This window comes from Acidobacteriota bacterium, from assembly GCA_016208495.1.
Taxonomy (GTDB): domain Bacteria; phylum Acidobacteriota; class Blastocatellia; order Chloracidobacteriales; family Chloracidobacteriaceae; genus JACQXX01.
The window spans coordinates 40,360-57,682 of the sequence record JACQXX010000060.1 but is presented as its reverse complement, the minus strand read 5'-3'; the positions used below and the strand labels follow the sequence as shown (position 1 = coordinate 57,682).

The 17,323-nt window shown below is 50.9% G+C and carries 14 protein-coding genes and 1 tRNA gene; 2 read left to right on the top strand and 13 right to left on the bottom strand.

Annotation, left to right across the window (positions count from 1 at the left end; translation table 11 throughout):
• Nucleotides 1-273: 273 nt before the first annotated feature.
• From HY774_11130 to HY774_11100, 7 genes are all read right to left on the bottom strand, one after another.
• Nucleotides 274-1,011 (bottom strand): hypothetical protein, encoded by a 738-nt coding sequence (locus tag HY774_11130; GenBank protein ID MBI4749033.1) that lies wholly within the window; start codon nucleotides 1,009-1,011, stop codon nucleotides 274-276.
• 36 nt (nucleotides 1,012-1,047) lie between these two features.
• On the bottom strand, nucleotides 1,048-1,902 hold the full coding sequence (locus HY774_11125; protein ID MBI4749032.1) for a diaminopimelate epimerase: 855 nt from the start codon (nucleotides 1,900-1,902) through the stop codon (nucleotides 1,048-1,050).
• 111 nt (nucleotides 1,903-2,013) lie between these two features.
• The gene (locus tag HY774_11120) at nucleotides 2,014-2,940 is read right to left on the bottom strand and encodes a sugar kinase (protein ID MBI4749031.1); all 927 of its coding nucleotides are present in this window, start codon (nucleotides 2,938-2,940) and stop codon (nucleotides 2,014-2,016) included.
• Nucleotides 2,941-3,060: 120 nt separating this feature from the next.
• Nucleotides 3,061-4,005 carry a signal peptidase I gene (lepB, locus tag HY774_11115; protein ID MBI4749030.1) on the bottom strand — a complete coding sequence of 315 codons (945 nt, stop codon included), beginning with the start codon at nucleotides 4,003-4,005 and terminating at the stop codon, nucleotides 3,061-3,063.
• A gap of 136 nt (nucleotides 4,006-4,141) precedes the next feature.
• A complete protein-coding gene (gene ychF / locus HY774_11110; protein MBI4749029.1) occupies nucleotides 4,142-5,203 on the bottom strand; it encodes a redox-regulated ATPase YchF in 1,062 nt (353 codons plus the stop codon).
• Between the two features lie 87 nt (nucleotides 5,204-5,290).
• On the bottom strand, nucleotides 5,291-5,824 hold the full coding sequence (locus HY774_11105; GenBank protein MBI4749028.1) for a cytochrome c: 534 nt from the start codon (nucleotides 5,822-5,824) through the stop codon (nucleotides 5,291-5,293).
• A 335-nt stretch (nucleotides 5,825-6,159) separates the two neighbouring features.
• Nucleotides 6,160-6,432 (bottom strand): DUF4404 family protein, encoded by a 273-nt coding sequence (locus HY774_11100; protein ID MBI4749027.1) that lies wholly within the window; start codon nucleotides 6,430-6,432, stop codon nucleotides 6,160-6,162.
• 162 nt (nucleotides 6,433-6,594) lie between these two features.
• On the opposite strand from HY774_11100, the gene HY774_11095 reads away from it, so the two are divergent.
• Nucleotides 6,595-6,668: transfer RNA gene (locus HY774_11095), tRNA-Glu, on the top strand.
• Between the two features lie 114 nt (nucleotides 6,669-6,782).
• On the opposite strand, the gene HY774_11090 is transcribed toward HY774_11095, so the two are convergent.
• From HY774_11090 to HY774_11080, 3 genes are all read right to left on the bottom strand, one after another.
• The gene (locus HY774_11090; protein ID MBI4749026.1) at nucleotides 6,783-8,945 is read right to left on the bottom strand and encodes a S9 family peptidase; all 2,163 of its coding nucleotides are present in this window, start codon (nucleotides 8,943-8,945) and stop codon (nucleotides 6,783-6,785) included.
• 48 nt (nucleotides 8,946-8,993) lie between these two features.
• Nucleotides 8,994-9,182 (bottom strand): hypothetical protein, encoded by a 189-nt coding sequence (locus tag HY774_11085; GenBank protein ID MBI4749025.1) that lies wholly within the window; start codon nucleotides 9,180-9,182, stop codon nucleotides 8,994-8,996.
• 87 nt (nucleotides 9,183-9,269) lie between these two features.
• The gene (locus HY774_11080; GenBank protein MBI4749024.1) at nucleotides 9,270-12,191 is read right to left on the bottom strand and encodes a hypothetical protein; all 2,922 of its coding nucleotides are present in this window, start codon (nucleotides 12,189-12,191) and stop codon (nucleotides 9,270-9,272) included.
• Between the two features lie 839 nt (nucleotides 12,192-13,030).
• Between HY774_11080 and HY774_11075 the strand changes: the two genes are divergently transcribed.
• Nucleotides 13,031-13,498 carry a macro domain-containing protein gene (locus HY774_11075; protein MBI4749023.1) on the top strand — a complete coding sequence of 156 codons (468 nt, stop codon included), beginning with the start codon at nucleotides 13,031-13,033 and terminating at the stop codon, nucleotides 13,496-13,498.
• On the opposite strand, the gene HY774_11070 is transcribed toward HY774_11075, so the two are convergent.
• From HY774_11070 to HY774_11060, 3 genes are all read right to left on the bottom strand, one after another.
• The gene (locus HY774_11070) at nucleotides 13,486-13,860 is read right to left on the bottom strand and encodes a hypothetical protein (GenBank protein MBI4749022.1); all 375 of its coding nucleotides are present in this window, start codon (nucleotides 13,858-13,860) and stop codon (nucleotides 13,486-13,488) included. The genes HY774_11075 and HY774_11070 overlap by 13 nt on opposite strands.
• 36 nt (nucleotides 13,861-13,896) lie before the next feature.
• Nucleotides 13,897-15,528, bottom strand: coding sequence for an NADH-quinone oxidoreductase subunit N (locus HY774_11065; protein MBI4749021.1), 1,632 nt, complete (start codon nucleotides 15,526-15,528; stop codon nucleotides 13,897-13,899).
• Between the two features lie 82 nt (nucleotides 15,529-15,610).
• The gene (locus tag HY774_11060) at nucleotides 15,611-17,323 is read right to left on the bottom strand and encodes an NADH-quinone oxidoreductase subunit M (GenBank protein MBI4749020.1); all 1,713 of its coding nucleotides are present in this window, start codon (nucleotides 17,321-17,323) and stop codon (nucleotides 15,611-15,613) included.

The following is a 17,323-nucleotide window of genomic DNA, read 5'->3' as shown; positions in this document are numbered from 1 at the left end:
TTGGGGGTACTGGATAAACTGAAGCGCGATCATACCACAGGTTCCTTCAGCGTACTGCCTGAATTTCGCAAGTGGGCATGGGTGCTACCCATAAGCGCCAGGATAAGGGTTTGAGGCCCGGAGGGTCGTCGTGTAATAGCCGTGGTGCGAAGCCCACGGTCACGGCCAGGATCAAATCCAAACCCTACAAGAGCATCATTCAATACCAACGGAAAGGACACGGGATTTCTTATCCTGGCGCTTCTGCTGTTCCCTCCAGCCCTCGGCCTTTGCTTACTGTCCTGCCACAACTGACTGGGCAAATGGGGCCAGCGGGATAATTTCAGCCCGCGTTCGGGCCGTTTTTAGCCAGGACTGGATTTCTTCGCGGACTTTGCGTTCCAGGAGCTGGTTTTGAAGCCGGTCGTAGGTTTCCTCTGAAGGGTCTTCCGGGAGTACCGTTCCGCTCGATTTTGATTGTTCGCGTTCGGCTGTGTATGCGGCTTTGATTTCCTCGTCAGTGACCAGCACAAACGACCGGAACCGAAAGTCGGTGTATTTCTCAATTTCAATCTGCGCCCGGACAAGCTCAGACAACATTTCCGAATTCAATCCGATGGCCTCAAGTCGTTGCCGGAAGAGCACTTCCGAGCCGAAAAGCGTGACCAGTTGGCGTTCATATTGCCGAATATCCGTTGGGGTAATCACAACGTTGGGAAGCTGGCGGGCTTCTTGATCAAGCAAGACCTGATCAATTTTGCGGGAGAGGGCTTCGCGCAGGCGGTCTTCTTCGATATTGGTGACGATGGCTTTGGGATTGAGTCCAATCAGCCAAACCAAATCACTTTGGGTAATGATTTCACCGTTGACGGACGCCACCAACTGGTCAACCAGCCGGCTATTGGCTGGCAGTGGAGGAAGCGGTTTGGCCAAAGAGGGTTGTTGCCCAACAATTGGGTCTCCCAGGTATGCCGTAACCATCAGGCACATCGAGGCCAAACCCAGGCGGATCCAGTGGTGAAGAGGCATCATAGATAAAGCCCTGGAGTGCAGCGGTTTGACACCGCTTTAAGGTTCGAACTCCCCTTGATAAACAAAGCAAGCAGGCCCAGTTAACACGACCGAGCCGTTTTCCGGCCAGCGAATCTGCAATTCCCCGGCTTCGGTTTCAACCGTGACGCTCCGGTGAGCTTTGCCGCACAGCATCGCCGCGACTGATGATGCACAAGAGCCAGTGCCGGATGAAAGCGTGTGGCCGGCACCGCGTTCCCAAAACAAAACCCGCAGGCGGTCAGGTGAGATCACCTGGATAAATTCAACATTGGTTCGAGCTGGAAAGAGCGGGTGACGTTCCAGTTGTGGCCCAAGCTCCAAAACTTCCGCGAAATCAAGGGTTTCAACAAACAACGAGCAATGCGGATTGCCCATTGAGGTGAGTGTGGCACAAATTTCCCGATTGCCTGCTTGAATTGGAATCTCAACCAGCGGCGATGGCAAATCAAGTAAAACCGGGATTTCCTCCGCTTGCAATCGGGGAACGCCAATATCCACTTCCAACTGGAATTCTTTTCCTTTGCGCCCCTGATGCTGGATGGTTTTGATACCGGCATCGGTTGCAATCCGCATGACCGGTGCTGTCCACTGGTCGGTAAAGTACGCATAGGCTGCCGCGCATCTCACGCCGTTGCCCGACATCTCAGCACGACTGCCATCTGCATTCCATAACTGCATTCTGAAATCAGCGGCACCGGTGAGGTCGCGTTCCAGAGTAATCAACCCATCTGCCCCGGCGCCGTAGTGCCGGTTGCACATGGCCTGAACCAGTGTGACCTGTGCCTCTACCGAAGCCGCCGCGCCCGAAAAATCGGCGGCTTCCAGCAAGAGAAAATCATTTCCTTGTCCGTGAAATTTGGTGAAGTGCATAGCATGAGGGTTCGGGGTTCGGGGTTCCGGGTTCCGGGTTCCGGGTTCCGGGTTCCGGGTTTTCGAAATTTATGTCCCTTTCGTCCCTTTTGTCCTTTTAAACCCTGAACCCTAAAACGCATGAGCCTTTTCTTCAAAGTGGGTGATGTATTTGAACTCGCGGAAGCGGTCGTTGATTTCCTGATGCGTCAGGGTCTGAAGTCGCTCCGTTCCAAAGGCTTCGATGGTGTAGGACGCCATCACCGAACCGTAAATCATGGCCCGGCGAAGAGCTTCGTCATCATCAATCGTGGCTTCGGTTGCGGCCAGATATCCCATCACGCCTCCAGCGAAGGAATCACCGGCACCGGTTGGGTCATTGACTTCAAGTTGCGGATAGCCGGGAATCGCAAAATAGCTATCTTCACCAAAGAGTGCCGCACCATATTCGCCGCGCTTGATAATCAGGCGCTTGGGCCCCATATCCATAATTTTGTGGGCAGCACGGATAATGTTTGAAGTTTCAGCCAGTTGGCGCGCCTCTTCATCATTGATCATCAACAAATCAATGCCTTTCAGGGTGCGCAAAAGGCTTTCATTCGTGCCTGAAATCCAGAAATTCATCGTGTCCATGGCCACCAGCCTGGCCTGGCTTTGTTGTCTGACATCGAATTGCAAATCCGGATGGATGTTCCCCAGGAACAAATTTGGGGTTTCGCACAACTGGGGTGAAAGCTTCGGCTGAAAATCAGCAAACACGTTGAGTTCAGTAAAAAGCGTGGTCCGGGTATTGAAATCAAACCCATATTCGCCACCCCACCGGAATGATTTGCCCCCGGTTTTGCGTTCCAGGTGCGATAAATCAATCCCTCGTGAGGTAAAAATGGTTTCGTGTTCAGGGGTGAAGTCATCCCCAACCACGCCAACCACGTGCACGTCAGTAAAAAAAGAAGCTGCGATTGAAAAGTAAGTCGCAGCCCCAGCGAGAATATTATCCTGTTCACCAAAAGGTGTTTTGATGTAGTCAAACGCTACGCTACCAACGACGAGAAGTGACATAAATGAGACCTGATGAATGAAGAATAAAAACAGAATGAAGAATGTGGTTAGTGGTTAGTGGTTAGAAATCAATACTTTCGAAGAAGAACTAAGCACCAAGAACCAAGAACCAGGCGCTAATCACTTAATGACGGTTCCTGCCCGGTACCAGCGAGGGTTTTTGGCCAGATCGCCCAGTGTGACCTGTGGATTGCCATCTTTATCTTCGCTGGGAATGGCCGAAGCATAGGCAAACAGTGGCCGACCGATGATGTTGTTCCTTGGGACAGGTCCCCAGACCCGGCTATCAAGGCTGTTGTCCCGGTTGTCGCCCATGGCGAAGTAGCAATTTTCCGGAATCTTGTAGGGTTGGCCCACGGCAAAGACCTGCCGGTCAAGTTCATAGGCAAACTCACTTTCATAAAAGACTTTGTAGCGGGCTGCCGGGTTGGGTTCCGTGGCCTGCTCGATGAGCCGGCCCTTGTCATTTGGGTCTTGCTCAACCAGCGTCTGCAATTCCGGAAGCTCCTGTTTGTTGATCAGGATGCGTTTGCCTCGAATCTCAATCGTTTCACCCGGCAGGCCAATCACCCGTTTGACATAATTTTGGGTTGGATCCGGTGGATATTTAAAAACAATGATGTCCCCTCGTCGGATTGGCCGATGGGGAAGGATTGCATCCAGGTTGAAATTGATTGGGGTTTTCGAGGTGGTCAGGTTGCCTTCGTCCGGTCCGAAAATGAATTTGTTCACCAGTAAAAAATCACCAGCGTGGATTGTGTTTTCCATTGACCCGGTAGGAACGTTCACCGACCGCACCACAAATGTGATCCCAAACATTGCCATCACAATTGTGACCACAATTGATTCAGCATATTCACGATAGATCGTTTTGACGTGAGGGGGCGGTGGGTTTTCCGGCAAGCCGAAGAAAAAATGGATGACTCTACGGATGGCTTTCAGAACAGGGTTCACCGGTTGGGTGGATGGTTCAGGTTGAGATACCCCGGATTCTGAACCCGCAGGCGAGGTGACTGAAGTCGGTGAAGTCATTGGTTCTTCGATTGTTCGATCAACTTCTGGCATGAACATTTCCTTGGTGCTTTGTGGTTGGGCTGAAAAAAACAGGGCTGAGGGCTTGGGGTTGAGGGCTTGGGGTATGAAACCCATTTTCTTCAGCCCCGAGCTTGCAAGTCTTCAGTCCCAAGCCCTCAGCCCTGTTTTAGGATACATTAAATCGAAAATGCATGATGTCGCCATCCTGCACCAGATACTCTTTGCCTTCGAGGCGGAGTTTCCCGGCTTCTTTACATTTGGCTTCGGTTTTGTAGTGCATAAAGTCATCAAAGGCAACCACTTCAGCCCGAATAAAACCCCGCTCAATGTCAGAGTGGATTTTCCCGGCGGCGCGCTGAGCTTTGGTTCCCCGGCGGATGGTCCAGGCGCGGCACTCATCTTCGCCAGCCGTGAGGAAGCTGATCAAGTCGAGCATTCCATACGCCGCACGGATAAACCGATCACGGGCGGGTTCCGCAATGCCGAGGGCCTGTAAAAAGTCAGCCTGTTCTTCCGGCGCCAGTTCCGCAATGTCCATTTCGGCCAGTCCGCACATGGTGATCACAGTCAGCCCGCGTTCGGTGGCCACCGTTTGAACCGATTCCGGTGTCCCGGCTGCAATATCGCCTTCGCTGACATTGAGTAAGAGCAACAGGGGTTTTTGGGACAGAAACCGAAACCCTGACAGCAGATGCAGGTCTTCTTCGCCAAATTCAATGCTGCGAAGAGGTTTTTCGGATTCGAGGGCTTCCTTGCACTGCTCAAACAGTGCCTTTTCGTTCGGATTGACCTTTTCTTTTTTCATCCGGTTGAGGCGGTTTTCGACGATGATCAAATCCGCCAGGATCAATTCCGAATCAAAATTGACAATATCGCGGACTGGATCTGGAGTCTGACCAAGGGCCGGATTGTCAAAGGCGCGGATAACATGCACCAGGGCTTCGACTTCGCGCATATTGTTGACGATCTTTGAATCCAGCCCGGTATTGCTTTTTTCTTCAGTGGCTTCGGGGCCAGCCACGTCAATGAAGGAAATTTCCGCCAGGGTTTTCTTCTTGGGGTGATAAATCTCTGCCAGCGCCTCAATGCGGGCATCTGGCACCTTAATAATGCCTAAATTGGCTTTGTCTTTTCCGCCATACCCACCAACTTCAGCTCGTAATCCTGTCAGAGCATTGAAGATAGTGGTTTTGCCGGATCCAGCGAAGCCTACGATTCCAACTTTCATGGGTTTGTCTCAATCTTTACAAAAAATCAAAATTCAAAGGTTTGGCCCAGGGTGGTCCACACCTGGTTTCAGTGTGCGTGCCTGAAGTTATGGACTCACTTTCTCTGCTGGTGGGTCACCTTCAGTCGTGGTGGCTTTGGTTTTTGGCTCACTCTTCGATTTTTCAGGTGTGGCACTCTTTCCAAGCGCACGCACATAGGCCACTAAAGCCGGAATGTCAGATTCAGGCCCTTCATATTTGGGCATCAGGTTTTTACCTTCTTTAAGAATCTTGGCCAGGTCCGCGTCTGATTCTCTCTTTTGCCAGGCCGCATCGGTGAAATTCGGAATGTTTTTAAAGGTAACGGTTGGCTTTCCATCTAATCCGTGGCAGCCAGCACATCGCCCCGGTTCACCGTTGTAGAGTCCTTTCCCTTGTTCGGCCAATGGATCGAGCGGGGCAGAAGTTGGTGTTGGTTCAGGTGTTTGCGGGGCCTTGGGTTGGGGTGGAAGGGTTGATTTCTTGGTCTCACCGGCTGGAGCACTTGTGCTTCCCACCGGAGTTGGTTGATTTCCACAAGCAGTCACCAGGCCCGTTGTCAGGGCCAATGCCATCACGGCGGTTAATTTCCATTTCGTCATAACTTGATCATTCCTTGTTGGGGATTGGTACTTCGTCAGTTGTTGATAAGTCAGTAGTCAGTAGATGATGAGTCAGTAGTCAGTAGTCAGTAGATAAAACCCGGATCGTTGAATCCGTGGAATTCTTGAAAAGAATTGTTCCTAACTGACTCAAATAGAACCAAATCCACTTGACACAAGTCCTCAAATCCCCACACTCGACTACTGACTACTGACTACTGACTACTGACTACTGACTACTGACTACTGACTACTGACTACTGACTACTGACTACTGACTACTGACTACTGACTACTGACTACTGACTACTGACTACTGACTTATCAACCCCTAACTAAATCCCCATCTGGCTCAAAATGTGGGCAATTTGACCGATGACGGATGTTGTTGTTGGATGATGGCTTTCGAGTTCAACCAGTGTGTTTTGAAGGCGTTGTGAAAGTTTTGGGTACCGTTGCTCCTGACTGCTCAGTGACCGATCCATTACGTCTTCGATGTCGGCTTGCAGGTTTTGGAGCAGTTCGCGGGTGGCATCGTCAACGCTTTTGACTGTTCCAAGCTCGCTGTGAAGCTGACGCAGTAAATCTTGAAGTTGTTGTGGTTCCATAGAGTTGGTGATGAAAAGACGCCTGATTCAAAAAGTATGCTTCCTTGAATCAAGCGTCTGTGGTTTGTATCAGGTAAACGGCTGCAAATAAGATGCTTGCGTTTGAAAGGTAAACGCCTATAATGGGTTTCCCTTCATTTGAAAATCAGGTTGTTCCTTTGAGCCGCTATGGTGTAAGTGGTTAACACGCTGCCCTCTCAAGGCAGAGAGTACGGGTTCGAGCCCCGTTAGCGGTATCTTTTTTAGGGCTGAGGGCTTGGGGCTGAAGAAAACGGGCTTGGGGTTCCAATACTCACTTTCCTCAGCTCTCAGCCCCAAGCCCTGGTTTTCTCAGCCCTCAGCCCTAATCCTCACATCTTGATATTGAGCACTCGCACCAGGAAGGCAAACCGATCCGTGGCTTCGTCAATGATCTTGGCCGTTGGCTTGCCAGCGCCGTGTCCGGCTTTGGTGTCAATGCGGATCAAAATCGGATTCGATCCTGATTGGGCTGCCTGCAGGGCGGCGGCAAATTTGAAGCTGTGCGCCGGAACGACCCGGTCGTCATGGTCAGCCGTGGTGACCATGGTTGGTGGGTAGGCCGTGCCCGGTTTGATATTGTGCAATGGCGAATAGGCATGGAGTGCCTTAAATTCTTCCGGATTGTCTGATGAACCGTAATCTGAGGTCCATGCCCAGCCAATCGTAAATTTCTGGAAGCGAAGCATATCCATCACACCGACGGCGGGCATACAGGCACCAAACAAATCCGGTCGCTGGGTCATACAGGCACCGACGAGTAATCCGCCGTTGCTGCCTCCGTAAATCGCAAGTTTCGGCGTTGAGGTGTATTTGTTGGCAATCAACCATTCACCAGCGCTGATGAAATCATCAAACACGTTTTGTTTGCGGAGTTTGGTCCCGGCCAGGTGCCACTCTTCACCATATTCGCCGCCGCCCCGGAGGTTGGGTTGTGCAAAAATCCCGCCCATTTCCATCCAGACCAGGTTGGACACGGAAAATGTGGGTGTGAGGGAAATATTGAATCCGCCGTAACCATACAGAACCGTCGGATTGTTTCCATCGAGCTTCAAGCCTTTTTTGTGGCTGATGAACATCGGCACCTTTGTGCCATCTTTGCTGGTGTAAAACACCTGTTTGGTTTCATACAAACCTGGTTTAAATCCAACTTTCGGCTGACGGAAAACGCTGCTTTTGCCAGTTTTCAGATCATAGCGATAGATCGTGGTCGGTGTAGTGAAACTGGTAAATGAGTAAAAGGTATCGGTGTCTTTGCGCTTGCCTTTGAATCCGGTGGCCGTTCCAATCCCTGGAAATGTAACGTCTTGGTCAAATTTGCCATCCAGTTGGAACAATTTCACCTGAGTTCGAGCATCTTTTAAATAATTGATCACAAACTGGTTATTGACGATTGAGACCGATTGCATGGTTTCAGCGGCTTCGGCAACCAGTTCTTTCCAGTTTTCCGGCTGTGGATGTTGAGCCTCAATGGCAATCACGCGGCCACGCGGAGCACTTTGATTGGTCTTAAACCAGAAGGTGGTGCCGTCATTTCCTAAAAATTCATAGGACGCATCATATTTGTTGAGCAGTTCGGTGACCTTGCCATTTCCGTCGGACAATTCTTTATAAAAGACCCGCGTATTGGGGCTGGTGCCCTGGGTAACGGTGATGATCAGGAATTTCCCGTCCTCCGAAACGGTTCCTTCAAACTGCCACTCTTTTTCGTCTGGGCGTTCATAAACCAGGACATCGTCTGATTGTGGCGTGCCAAGTTTATGAAAATAAAGTTTTTGGAAATAGTTGACGCTTTGTAGTTTGGTGCTTTCATTCGGCTCATCATACCGGCTATAGAAAAAGCCGGACCCATCTTTGAGCCACGACACCGATGAAAACTTCACCCATTTGATCAAATCCGGCAGGTCTTTGCTGGTGGTAATGTCGCGAACTCGCCATTCCATCCAGTCTGACCCGGAGGCTGACAGCCCGTAGGCAAACAATTTGCCGTCGTCACTGACTTCATAATTGGACAAGGCAACTGTTCCGTCAGTTGAAAGCGTGTTTGGGTCAAGCAGTACCTGGGCCTGTCCGCCAAGCGACGTGGTCGTATACAGGACGTTCTGATTTTGCAGCCCATTGTTTTTCGAATAGATATAGCGATCACCAAATTTGGCTGGAACCCCATACTTTTCATAGTTCCAGAGTTTCGTCAGTCGGTCTTTGATTTTGGCGCGGGCTGGAACTTCTTCCAGAAACCCGAAGGTCACTTTATTTTCGGCTTCGACCCAGGCTCGCGTTTCCTCTGAGTCTGGATTTTCAAGCCACCGATACGGATCCGGGACTTTGGTCCCGTGGTAGTCATCAACGTGATCTACTTTTTTGGCGGGTGGGTACACCATGGATTTGTTGGATTGGGGTGAAGAATAGGCGGAGGTAGAAAGAAGTGGAGCAAACAACCCAAGTACCAGCAGACAACTGGTTGCTCGGGCAGAGAAGTGCTTCAAAAGTGCCATAGCGCAACTCCTTGATCAATAAAGTGTAGATGGAAGAAACCAGGACTATCACCTTTTTAAGAAGATGAAGGCAAGTCCAATGAGGAGATCCAGCGCGCCAACAGCACAAAAAATCAGAAAAATCAGTTGGGTATTGTTCCCTTCGGGAATCATTCCCTGTTTGATGGCAAAAGCCAATCCCCAGAAAATCAACCCTGAAAACATCAAGGCGACGCCAACAATTTTTGATTTGCTCATATCTAACTCTGAAATGGATCAGTACCACCTGCGTCAGCGGGTGGGAAATGTCAGAGATTCCACCTGCTGACGCAGGTGGTACTGACTTCAAACCTGTTCTTCAGCGACCAGGACTTTTTGGAATGGTTTGACCAACCGGCTGAGGATTTTTTGCGCGATGCGAGAGCGTGTAATCTGCCAATCGCTTCGGGCCTGTAATTGTTGGAGTCGTTCCAGGCGGCGGGTTAATACTTCACGTTCTTCAGGGGCATAGTAGGCGACGGACTGGCTGCTTTCCTGAAATCGCTCCCACAACGTGGTGTGAAACTTATGCACCAGCTCATCGAGTTGATCAATCGGGTAGACGGCCAGAATTGCTTCCAGCTCCCGAATTCGACGCGCGCGGGTTTCAAGGGTCAGCAAGTCTTCAAGGATGTAATCACCCGGCGGATTCCAATTCTGCACCGAGGCAATGATTTGCACATAGCGCACAATGCGCAGAATCAGCCGTAACACCGATTGCTGGATCTGATTTTGGGTCACCAGTTGTCGGATTTCCTGGAGCCGGGCGTCAAAGGTCCGCCGGCGTGGTGACTCTTGTGAAATCGGGGTAATACTCAACCAGTTTGAAAATGCTTCGACCTGATCTCGAATCTCAGCTCGCCGGCGAGTCAAAATCAGAACGACCTTGATTTGTTGTAGCCGTTGGATGCTGGTTTCGACGTTTTTCCATTCCTCTAAAATGCGTTCATCCGACAACCGCAGATCCTCAATTTCTTTGAGGGCCAGGATATAGGACGCCAACCCGATTGGTTCACGTGAGAGCAATTCCTTGATGGTCAGGGTTAATCGTTCGTCAAAATTGGCGCGTTCAACCTCGGTCAAAATCACCAACAGCCCGATACGTTGCTGGAGCTGCTTGAGAAACACCCGCACGGCGCGGGTTTCTTCGGCAATATAGGCTTTCTGGGCTAGTTCGAGTCCAGTTTCCAATGCTTGTAGCAACACAGCCCGGTCGTGGGTTTCCGGGGCCAGAAATGAAGTTAATACTTCCAGGGTGTAGGTGCTCAAGGGAAGATCGCTTCGTGCCAGAAAGACCCGTTTCTGTAAGTCTTCCTGGGTGAGCGTGGGCCCGGTGCGTGACCGATACGTTTCAAAAAACTTGGTTTGTTGCTCGATCTGCTGTTGATCGCTGCCAATCAGTTTGGAATGAAAGTTTTTAATGAAGGTGAGGAAGTTTTCTTTGATGATATCTTCCGGCTGCCGGGTTCGGATGGCGCCTTCGAATCCAAGTTCCTGGCTTCCCTGGCGAAACACCGATGGCAAATGCATGTTGACAAAGGCCAGATCTTCTTCAATTTGCTGGCTGGCCAGGCTTTCAATTCGATAGCGGTCAACATCGGTCAGGGTTCGTCCAAACAGAAATCGGGCATAACTGTCGCACCAGCGGACCACCATTTCCTTCCAGGCTTGATAGTTTTCGTACCCGCTTTCCCTCCCGCGTGCATAATCGTGATCAAACATGCGCCGCATCTGGTCAAAACAGAACAGTAAGTCGCTCATCAGGACGCTGGAAAGTTGTCGCCATTTGGTTCGCACGACCTCTGGGTCTGGTGATCGCAGGCCACCGGTATGCGAGCGCAACTGCTGTTCGCGGCGATATTTGAGCGCATCAACAATTAATTCCGCCAGGGTATTTTTCCGATTAAAGAAATCCATTCCCATCGAAACCGGAATGTTATTGCGGCGGGCAAAGTGCTCCGTTCCTTCACACATTCGTTCGCGGGCATAGATCTCTCCGGTTGGTGATTCCATGCTCCTGACAGCTTCATAGCAGTAGAATGTTAACTCACAGCAGTCGCCAACTCGTTTCAGAAGAAAAAGTTTACTTCGCATTGAGCGTTTGGATTCCAGAAACTCTCGCTCAAAGGTCTGCAAAAACCGATGGATCGAATCATGAATCAAATCGTGGAAGATTTTTTTCATGCGCGGCACATATTCACGACGAATGCCCTCGACAAATTCCTCTGGCGGTCGGTCAAGGACATTTTTGGTCATTCCAATAAAGCCCTCGACAAACGACATCTGCTCTTCAAGTGAGAGCGAAATATTGTGGAGAATAAATTCACGCAAAATATAGGCCACCGGGTGATCTGGCCCCTGGCTGCGAATGATGATTTGATCAATGCCCCGTTTGCGTGCCAGCGCTTCGAGCGTGTATTCAATCGCGGCGACAAAGAGCGGTTCGCTTTCGATTTTGTTCCATTTGCGACCGCTGATGAGCATGGCCAGAAGTCCGATTTCCCCGTCCCGATTGAGGAGTTGGCGTTCTTCAATCAGGAACTTGAGAAACTTGCCATCGGAAGGGGTATACACCGACGTGCCGTTTTTGTCGCGAAGGGTAGTTGTCTGGAGGCTGATTTCGATCTGGTCAGCTTCTTTTTGGGGCAGGAGCGGATGGTTCAGAAGGGATTGAATAATCTGGACGGCGCAATCCTCAATTTGATCTTCGGTCAGCGGGCCAGTTTGATTTTTTCGTCCCAGTTCTTCACGGAGCATCGGTTGGAAATTCAAATCCATCGCCAGTTCAGCCGGATGCAGTGAGGTGGGGAACTCGGGGATATGTTCGCGGCAATAGGGAATGAGTAGCGCGGCAGCGCGGAGTTCAAATTCAAACGGATCCACCAGCCCATCGGTGCGCGCCATACAGGCCAGCCAGTCATTGATGACTTCAATGACTTGTTCCTTAATTTCCGCTATCCGAATCTGCTGGTTGAGCGCTGTGCGAAGTTCACGCAAATCAAGGACCTGGGTTGTACCTCCGCCGTCACCCGTGCTTTTGGTGAGGACCTGGGTTTGGCGGCCAGCCGGAGCGCTTCCGCCGGTTAAAAGTGGTAACCCAAGCGCAACCAGCCGCTCGTTGAGTTCTTTTTCAATGTCAACCAGAGTCTGCTCTTCCGGGCGCAGGTCACCGGAATCATTCGGTATGATCGGGGATGATTCAGGTGGATTCGGTACATTGGAACTCATCGCAATGCCTCAAAAAACGTTTTCCTGTTTGCTCAACCCTGGGACAGACAAGTTACTTGAGAAATCGTCCATCCAGCAAGCTGATGAAACGAAATGACCTGGAGGAAATGAAGTGCGGTGCAGAACTCGGCTTTCAAAATCAAGGATATGTTCTATTAACAAGGGTTATTGGGGACCGCTCGAACTGGGTGATTGACTGAAAAAGCGGCGGTTGATCGATTGATCGGAAGAAAATTCTGTAAGTTCGGGCTAGCATAGCACAGATTAGTGGTTAGTGGTTAGTGGTTAGTGGTTAGTGCCTGGTATCGGGTGACTGGTACTACTTTGAAAGCATTGACTTCTAAATACTAAACACCAAATACTAAACACCAAATACTAACCACTAACCACTAACCACTAACCACTTTCTTCATTCTTATGAAAACAGTCGTCTGCACCTTCTGCAATTCAGAGATTTATCAATACATCGGACCGGAACCAAAAATTGAGATGAAAGCAAAGTTTTTTCAACCGATTTCCTCAACGGTTGCCCAGCCTCAAGCTGGAGATTCGCTGTTTTGCCCAGTGTGCAAATCCCGTTTTGTCAGCCTTTCAGTTCAGCAAAATTCCTTACGGATGCTAGTGAGTTCAGACTATTACGGCTCAGGGAACGTGGGCAAATTGTAGGGGTGGACTCCAGGCTGAAGACAGCGGGCTGAAAACCTTGGGCTCAGGGCTTGGGGCTGAAGAAATCGGGGTGAAGAAATGGGCTTTGAGTATTGAACCCGATGTCTTCTGCTCCGAGCGTGCGAGTCTTCAGCCCCCAGCCCTCAGCCCAGGTTTTCTCTGCGCCAAACACCATGCTCATCACACTTGTTCAGGGAAATTTGCTTGACCAGCCGGTTGAGGTGATTGTCAACACCTGGAATCGGAACATCATTCCGTGGTGGTTGCTCTTGCCACAGGGAGTGTCAGTCGCCATCAAGCGGCACGGCGGGTATCAGCCGTTTCGGGAACTGGCCACCTTTGGGCCAATTCCACTTGGACAGGCGGTGTTGACTTCGGCGGGGAAGCTGCCGTTTCGTGGAATTATTCATGTGGCCGGGATCAATATGCTGTGGCGGGCTTCGGAGTATTCTATCCGTCAATCGGTAAAAAACGCCATGCAGATTGTTGATCGTGAACGCTTTACGTCAGTGGCGTTTCCGATTATCGGCGCGGGATCTGGTGGATTTAAGGCTGGAAAAGCACTCGACTTGATGACAGATGAGTTGATGCAATGCCCATCAACGGCAGCGGTGCGGATTGTACAGTTTCAGTCTTCCTGAGGTGATGATGATGGTTTGCGTAATCCGATGCGTAACAATGGACCACCAAGAGCCAATCCCAACAGGAAAAACAAAAGCATTCCGCTGCCGCCATTCTTCGATTCCCATAACCCGCATCCCCATAGAAAACCCAGCAGCATGCCCCCTACCCAGGCGATGCCTCCTCGTCCCACATGGATAGGTCCAATAAAGCTGCGCATCAAAAACGCAATTGCCGTCACACCAAATGCACCCACAATACAGATGACGCTTTCACCTTGATAAGGAGATGGTGAAAGATTCAGGTAGGCCAGGATCCCAAGAATCACAGTGAGGGTGGCTGTGATGAAGCCACCAGTGCTGAATCGGTGTGGGGTATCCATAAGCTGACCACCTTTGATTGCTTTGGAATCACTGCTTCAAAACTTCAAAAACCTGGGTTTCCAGAGCGGTTCCTTCGAAGGTCGTTCATACCGAACATACATATTTTGAGCGGCAAGTTTGGAAAATCGGATAAACGGCGACGGATACACCCCAATCACGATGACCAGGAATGCAGCGGCGGTCAGTGTCCATCGCAAGGTCGGTGTCAGTTGCACCTGAACCTGCTCTGAAGCTGGATTGAGGAACATGGCGCGGATAAAGCGAGCATAATAATAGAGCGACACGACCGTATTGAGAACCGCAATCACCGCTAAGATATTCATCCACTTGATGTTGCTTTGGAGCAACGATCCAAATAAATAAAATTTGCCGATAAATCCACCTGTCATTGGAATCCCAGCCAGACTGAGCAGAAAAATCAGCATCATTGCCGCCAGACCTGGGGCTTTGTGGAACAACCCGTTAAAGTCATCCAGTTTCTCCCCGGCCAGATCCTGGCGTCTCAGGACCAGCACCACGCCAAACGCACCGAGGTTCATCAACACATAGACCAGCAGGTAAATGACTACGCCCGTATATCCAAATTCATTCCCAGCAACAATTCCGAGCAAAATATATCCGGCATGTGAAATGCTCGAATAGGCGAGCAGTCGTTTGACGTTGGATTGGGTGAGCGCCCCAATATTCCCAACCGTCATCGTCAGTCCAGCGACAATACCGAGCATCATCGCCCATCCCGGCAACTGGTTAATCGTCCGGAACGGTTCAAATCCCACCAGAAAAATCCGGGCCAGCAATGCATAACTGGCGGCTTTTGGACCCACGGACATAAAGGCTGTGATTGACGTCGGTGCTCCCTGATAGGCATCTGGGGCCCACATATGAAAGGGGACCGCCGCAATTTTGAAGAGCAATCCAGCCCCAGTAAGGATAATCCCCAGCAGGATCAACATTTGTGGGTTTCCAGTGCGCGCATTGGGTGTCAGGTACTGAAACAGCGCCTCTCCCATATCTGGCAGGTAGGTTGTCCCTGTCACCCCAAACAGCAATGACAGTCCATAGAGCAACACTCCGGATGAAAACGCCCCCATCAGGAAGTATTTCAAGCCGGCTTCGGTTGATCGATTGACGTGTTTTTGCAGTTCACCCAGGGTTGTGTCGTCGCTGGTAATTGGGTTGAGTTGTTTGAGAAAGCCAACCAGAACATAGACTGAGAGCGCCATCAACTCCAGGCCAACATAGAGCACAATCACGTCCATCCCTGACGCCATAAACATCATGCCGACCGCCGCAAACAAGATCAGGGCATAGTATTCGCCGCGCTGCATCCCTTCGGTATCAAGGTATCTTATTGATAAAATGATGGATAGCAGTGCAGCCAGCAGGAAAATACTCTTAAAGACGACCGCAAATCCATCCACCACGACCGTGCCATAGAAGGCGGTCTGGACTGAAAACGGGCGCAGTCCGCTATAGAGCATCCACAACGACACCGCTGAGAACCCAATTCCAATCAGGCAGAAGTGTGCTGTCAACCCTCGTTTTTCACGTGGCAGCAAGACATCAATGACCAGCGCAAAACAGGCAAAGAGCGTCAGCATCAACTCTGGCATGATCACCAGCGTGTCTGAAAATGTGGGAAAATTGGTCAGCACGGGAAAGGCCATAATTTCGGAGTTCCAACCTTGGAGCTACAGTAGCTCAGGGTTCAGAGTTCTGCCTTCAGGCGGTCAGGTTCTCAAGCACGGGTTACTTTTTCACGGGTGATGTGGCAGTTACCTGTGGATGTGGTGCGTCGGCTGATTCGGCTGTTTTTGGCGGTGCCAGAGCCGGAGGTACCGGTTTGAAATAGTCCGGTTTGACCTGCCGCACAATGGTATCCGTCGGGCCGTCAATCAGATCCATCACCGGTTTAGGATAGATTCCGATCCAGAACATCAGCACCAGAAGCGGCGTCAAATAGACCCATTCGCGGACGCTCAGGTCAGGCAGCGTCTGATTTTTCGGATTGGTCACGGCCCCGAAAAATACCCGTTGATACAGCCACAACATATAGGCTGCCCCAAGGACGATGCCCAACACACCACAGACAGCCCACTTCAAATTGGCTTCAAAAATGCCTCGGAGTCCGACAAATTCACCGATAAACCCATTGAGCATCGGCAGGCCGATTGACGACATGGTGGTAATCAGAAAGACGGTTGCATATTGTGGCGTAACTGCCGCAAGTCCACCATATTCAGCAATTTGACGACTATGGCGACGCTCGTAAATGACTCCGACCAGCAGGAAGAGCGCCCCGGTTGAGATGCCGTGATTGAGCATTTGCAAAATCGAACCGTTGATCCCATTTGGGTTAAGCGCAAACATCGAGAGCATGCACAACCCCATGTGGGCCACCGATGAATAGGCCACCAGCTTTTTCATGTCGGTCTGCGCCATGGCCACCAGCGAACCATAAATAATGCCGATAATCGCCAGCGTCGAAATCACGGACAGGGTGAGCGGGTGAGTTGCGGCGTCAGGGAGCATTGGAATATTGAATCGCAGAAACCCATACGTCCCCATTTTGAGTAGCACGGCTGCCAGAACCACTGACCCCGCCGTGGGTGCCTCGACGTGGGCATCCGGAAGCCAGGTGTGAAAGGGGAACATCGGCACCTTGATCATAAAACCGATGGCAAAGCCACCAAACACCCAGAGTTGCACCATGAGCGGAATAAACGAGAGCCCCTGCACGTCACGGGCGCTCCCAATTGCCTGCATCGCATAAATATTGAGCGTTCCCGCCGGTGACTCAGACCGGGCGCCGGCCTGTTTGGCGGTTTCAATTCCAGCTTCGATCATCTGCAACATCGGGCGATTGTCGCCAGCCAGTTGAACTGCGGCGGCTTTGACTTCAGCCGGGTGCGCCCGGGCAATTTCCGGTGCCAGGAAATACATTTTCAGGATTGCCAGCAGGAGCAAGACCGATCCGAAAAGCGTGTATAAAAAGAACTTAATCGCTGCATACACCCGCCGTTCGCCGCCCCAAATGCCGATCAGAAAGTACATCGGCACCAGCATGACTTCGAAAAAGACATAGAACAGAAAGGTATCCGCCGCGACAAACACGCCTAACATTCCGGTCTGGAGCAACAGCAAAAACGCATAATATTCCTTGAGCCGGATTTCAATGTAGTTCCACGAACATAGCGCCGCGATGACCCCCAGAAATCCAGTCAGCAGCACCAGCACCAGCGCCAATCCGTCAATTCCCAGTTGATAGCGGGCACCAATCATTGGAATCCAGGTGTAGTCTTCGATGAAGTGCAGCCCTGGCACCTCGTGCTTCCACAAGGCAACGAGTGGGAACATCAGCACAAACGACACACCCATCCAGGCGGTGGTGAAGTACTTGATCAGATTCGCTTTGTCTTTATTGATGCCAAAAATCAGGATGAGCGCCCCGAGCACGGGCAT

Excerpts from the sequence above, each read along its gene's own strand:
- HY774_11130 (MBI4749033.1), bottom strand. The coding sequence starts at position 1,011 with ATGATGCCTCTTCACCACTGGATCCGCCTGGGTTTGGCCTCGATGTGC.
- HY774_11125 (MBI4749032.1), bottom strand. The coding sequence starts at position 1,902 with ATGCACTTCACCAAATTTCACGGACAAGGAAATGATTTTCTCTTGCTG.
- HY774_11120 (MBI4749031.1), bottom strand. The coding sequence starts at position 2,940 with ATGTCACTTCTCGTCGTTGGTAGCGTAGCGTTTGACTACATCAAAACA.
- lepB (MBI4749030.1), bottom strand. The coding sequence starts at position 4,005 with ATGCCAGAAGTTGATCGAACAATCGAAGAACCAATGACTTCACCGACT.
- ychF (MBI4749029.1), bottom strand. The coding sequence starts at position 5,203 with ATGAAAGTTGGAATCGTAGGCTTCGCTGGATCCGGCAAAACCACTATC.
- HY774_11105 (MBI4749028.1), bottom strand. The coding sequence starts at position 5,824 with ATGACGAAATGGAAATTAACCGCCGTGATGGCATTGGCCCTGACAACG.
- HY774_11100 (MBI4749027.1), bottom strand. The coding sequence starts at position 6,432 with ATGGAACCACAACAACTTCAAGATTTACTGCGTCAGCTTCACAGCGAG.
- HY774_11090 (MBI4749026.1), bottom strand. The coding sequence starts at position 8,945 with ATGGCACTTTTGAAGCACTTCTCTGCCCGAGCAACCAGTTGTCTGCTG.
- HY774_11085 (MBI4749025.1), bottom strand. The coding sequence starts at position 9,182 with ATGAGCAAATCAAAAATTGTTGGCGTCGCCTTGATGTTTTCAGGGTTG.
- HY774_11080 (MBI4749024.1), bottom strand. The coding sequence starts at position 12,191 with ATGAGTTCCAATGTACCGAATCCACCTGAATCATCCCCGATCATACCG.
- HY774_11075 (MBI4749023.1), top strand. The coding sequence starts at position 13,031 with ATGCTCATCACACTTGTTCAGGGAAATTTGCTTGACCAGCCGGTTGAG.
- HY774_11070 (MBI4749022.1), bottom strand. The coding sequence starts at position 13,860 with ATGGATACCCCACACCGATTCAGCACTGGTGGCTTCATCACAGCCACC.
- HY774_11065 (MBI4749021.1), bottom strand. The coding sequence starts at position 15,528 with ATGGCCTTTCCCGTGCTGACCAATTTTCCCACATTTTCAGACACGCTG.
- HY774_11060 (MBI4749020.1), bottom strand. The coding sequence starts at position 17,323 with ATGCCCGTGCTCGGGGCGCTCATCCTGATTTTTGGCATCAATAAAGAC.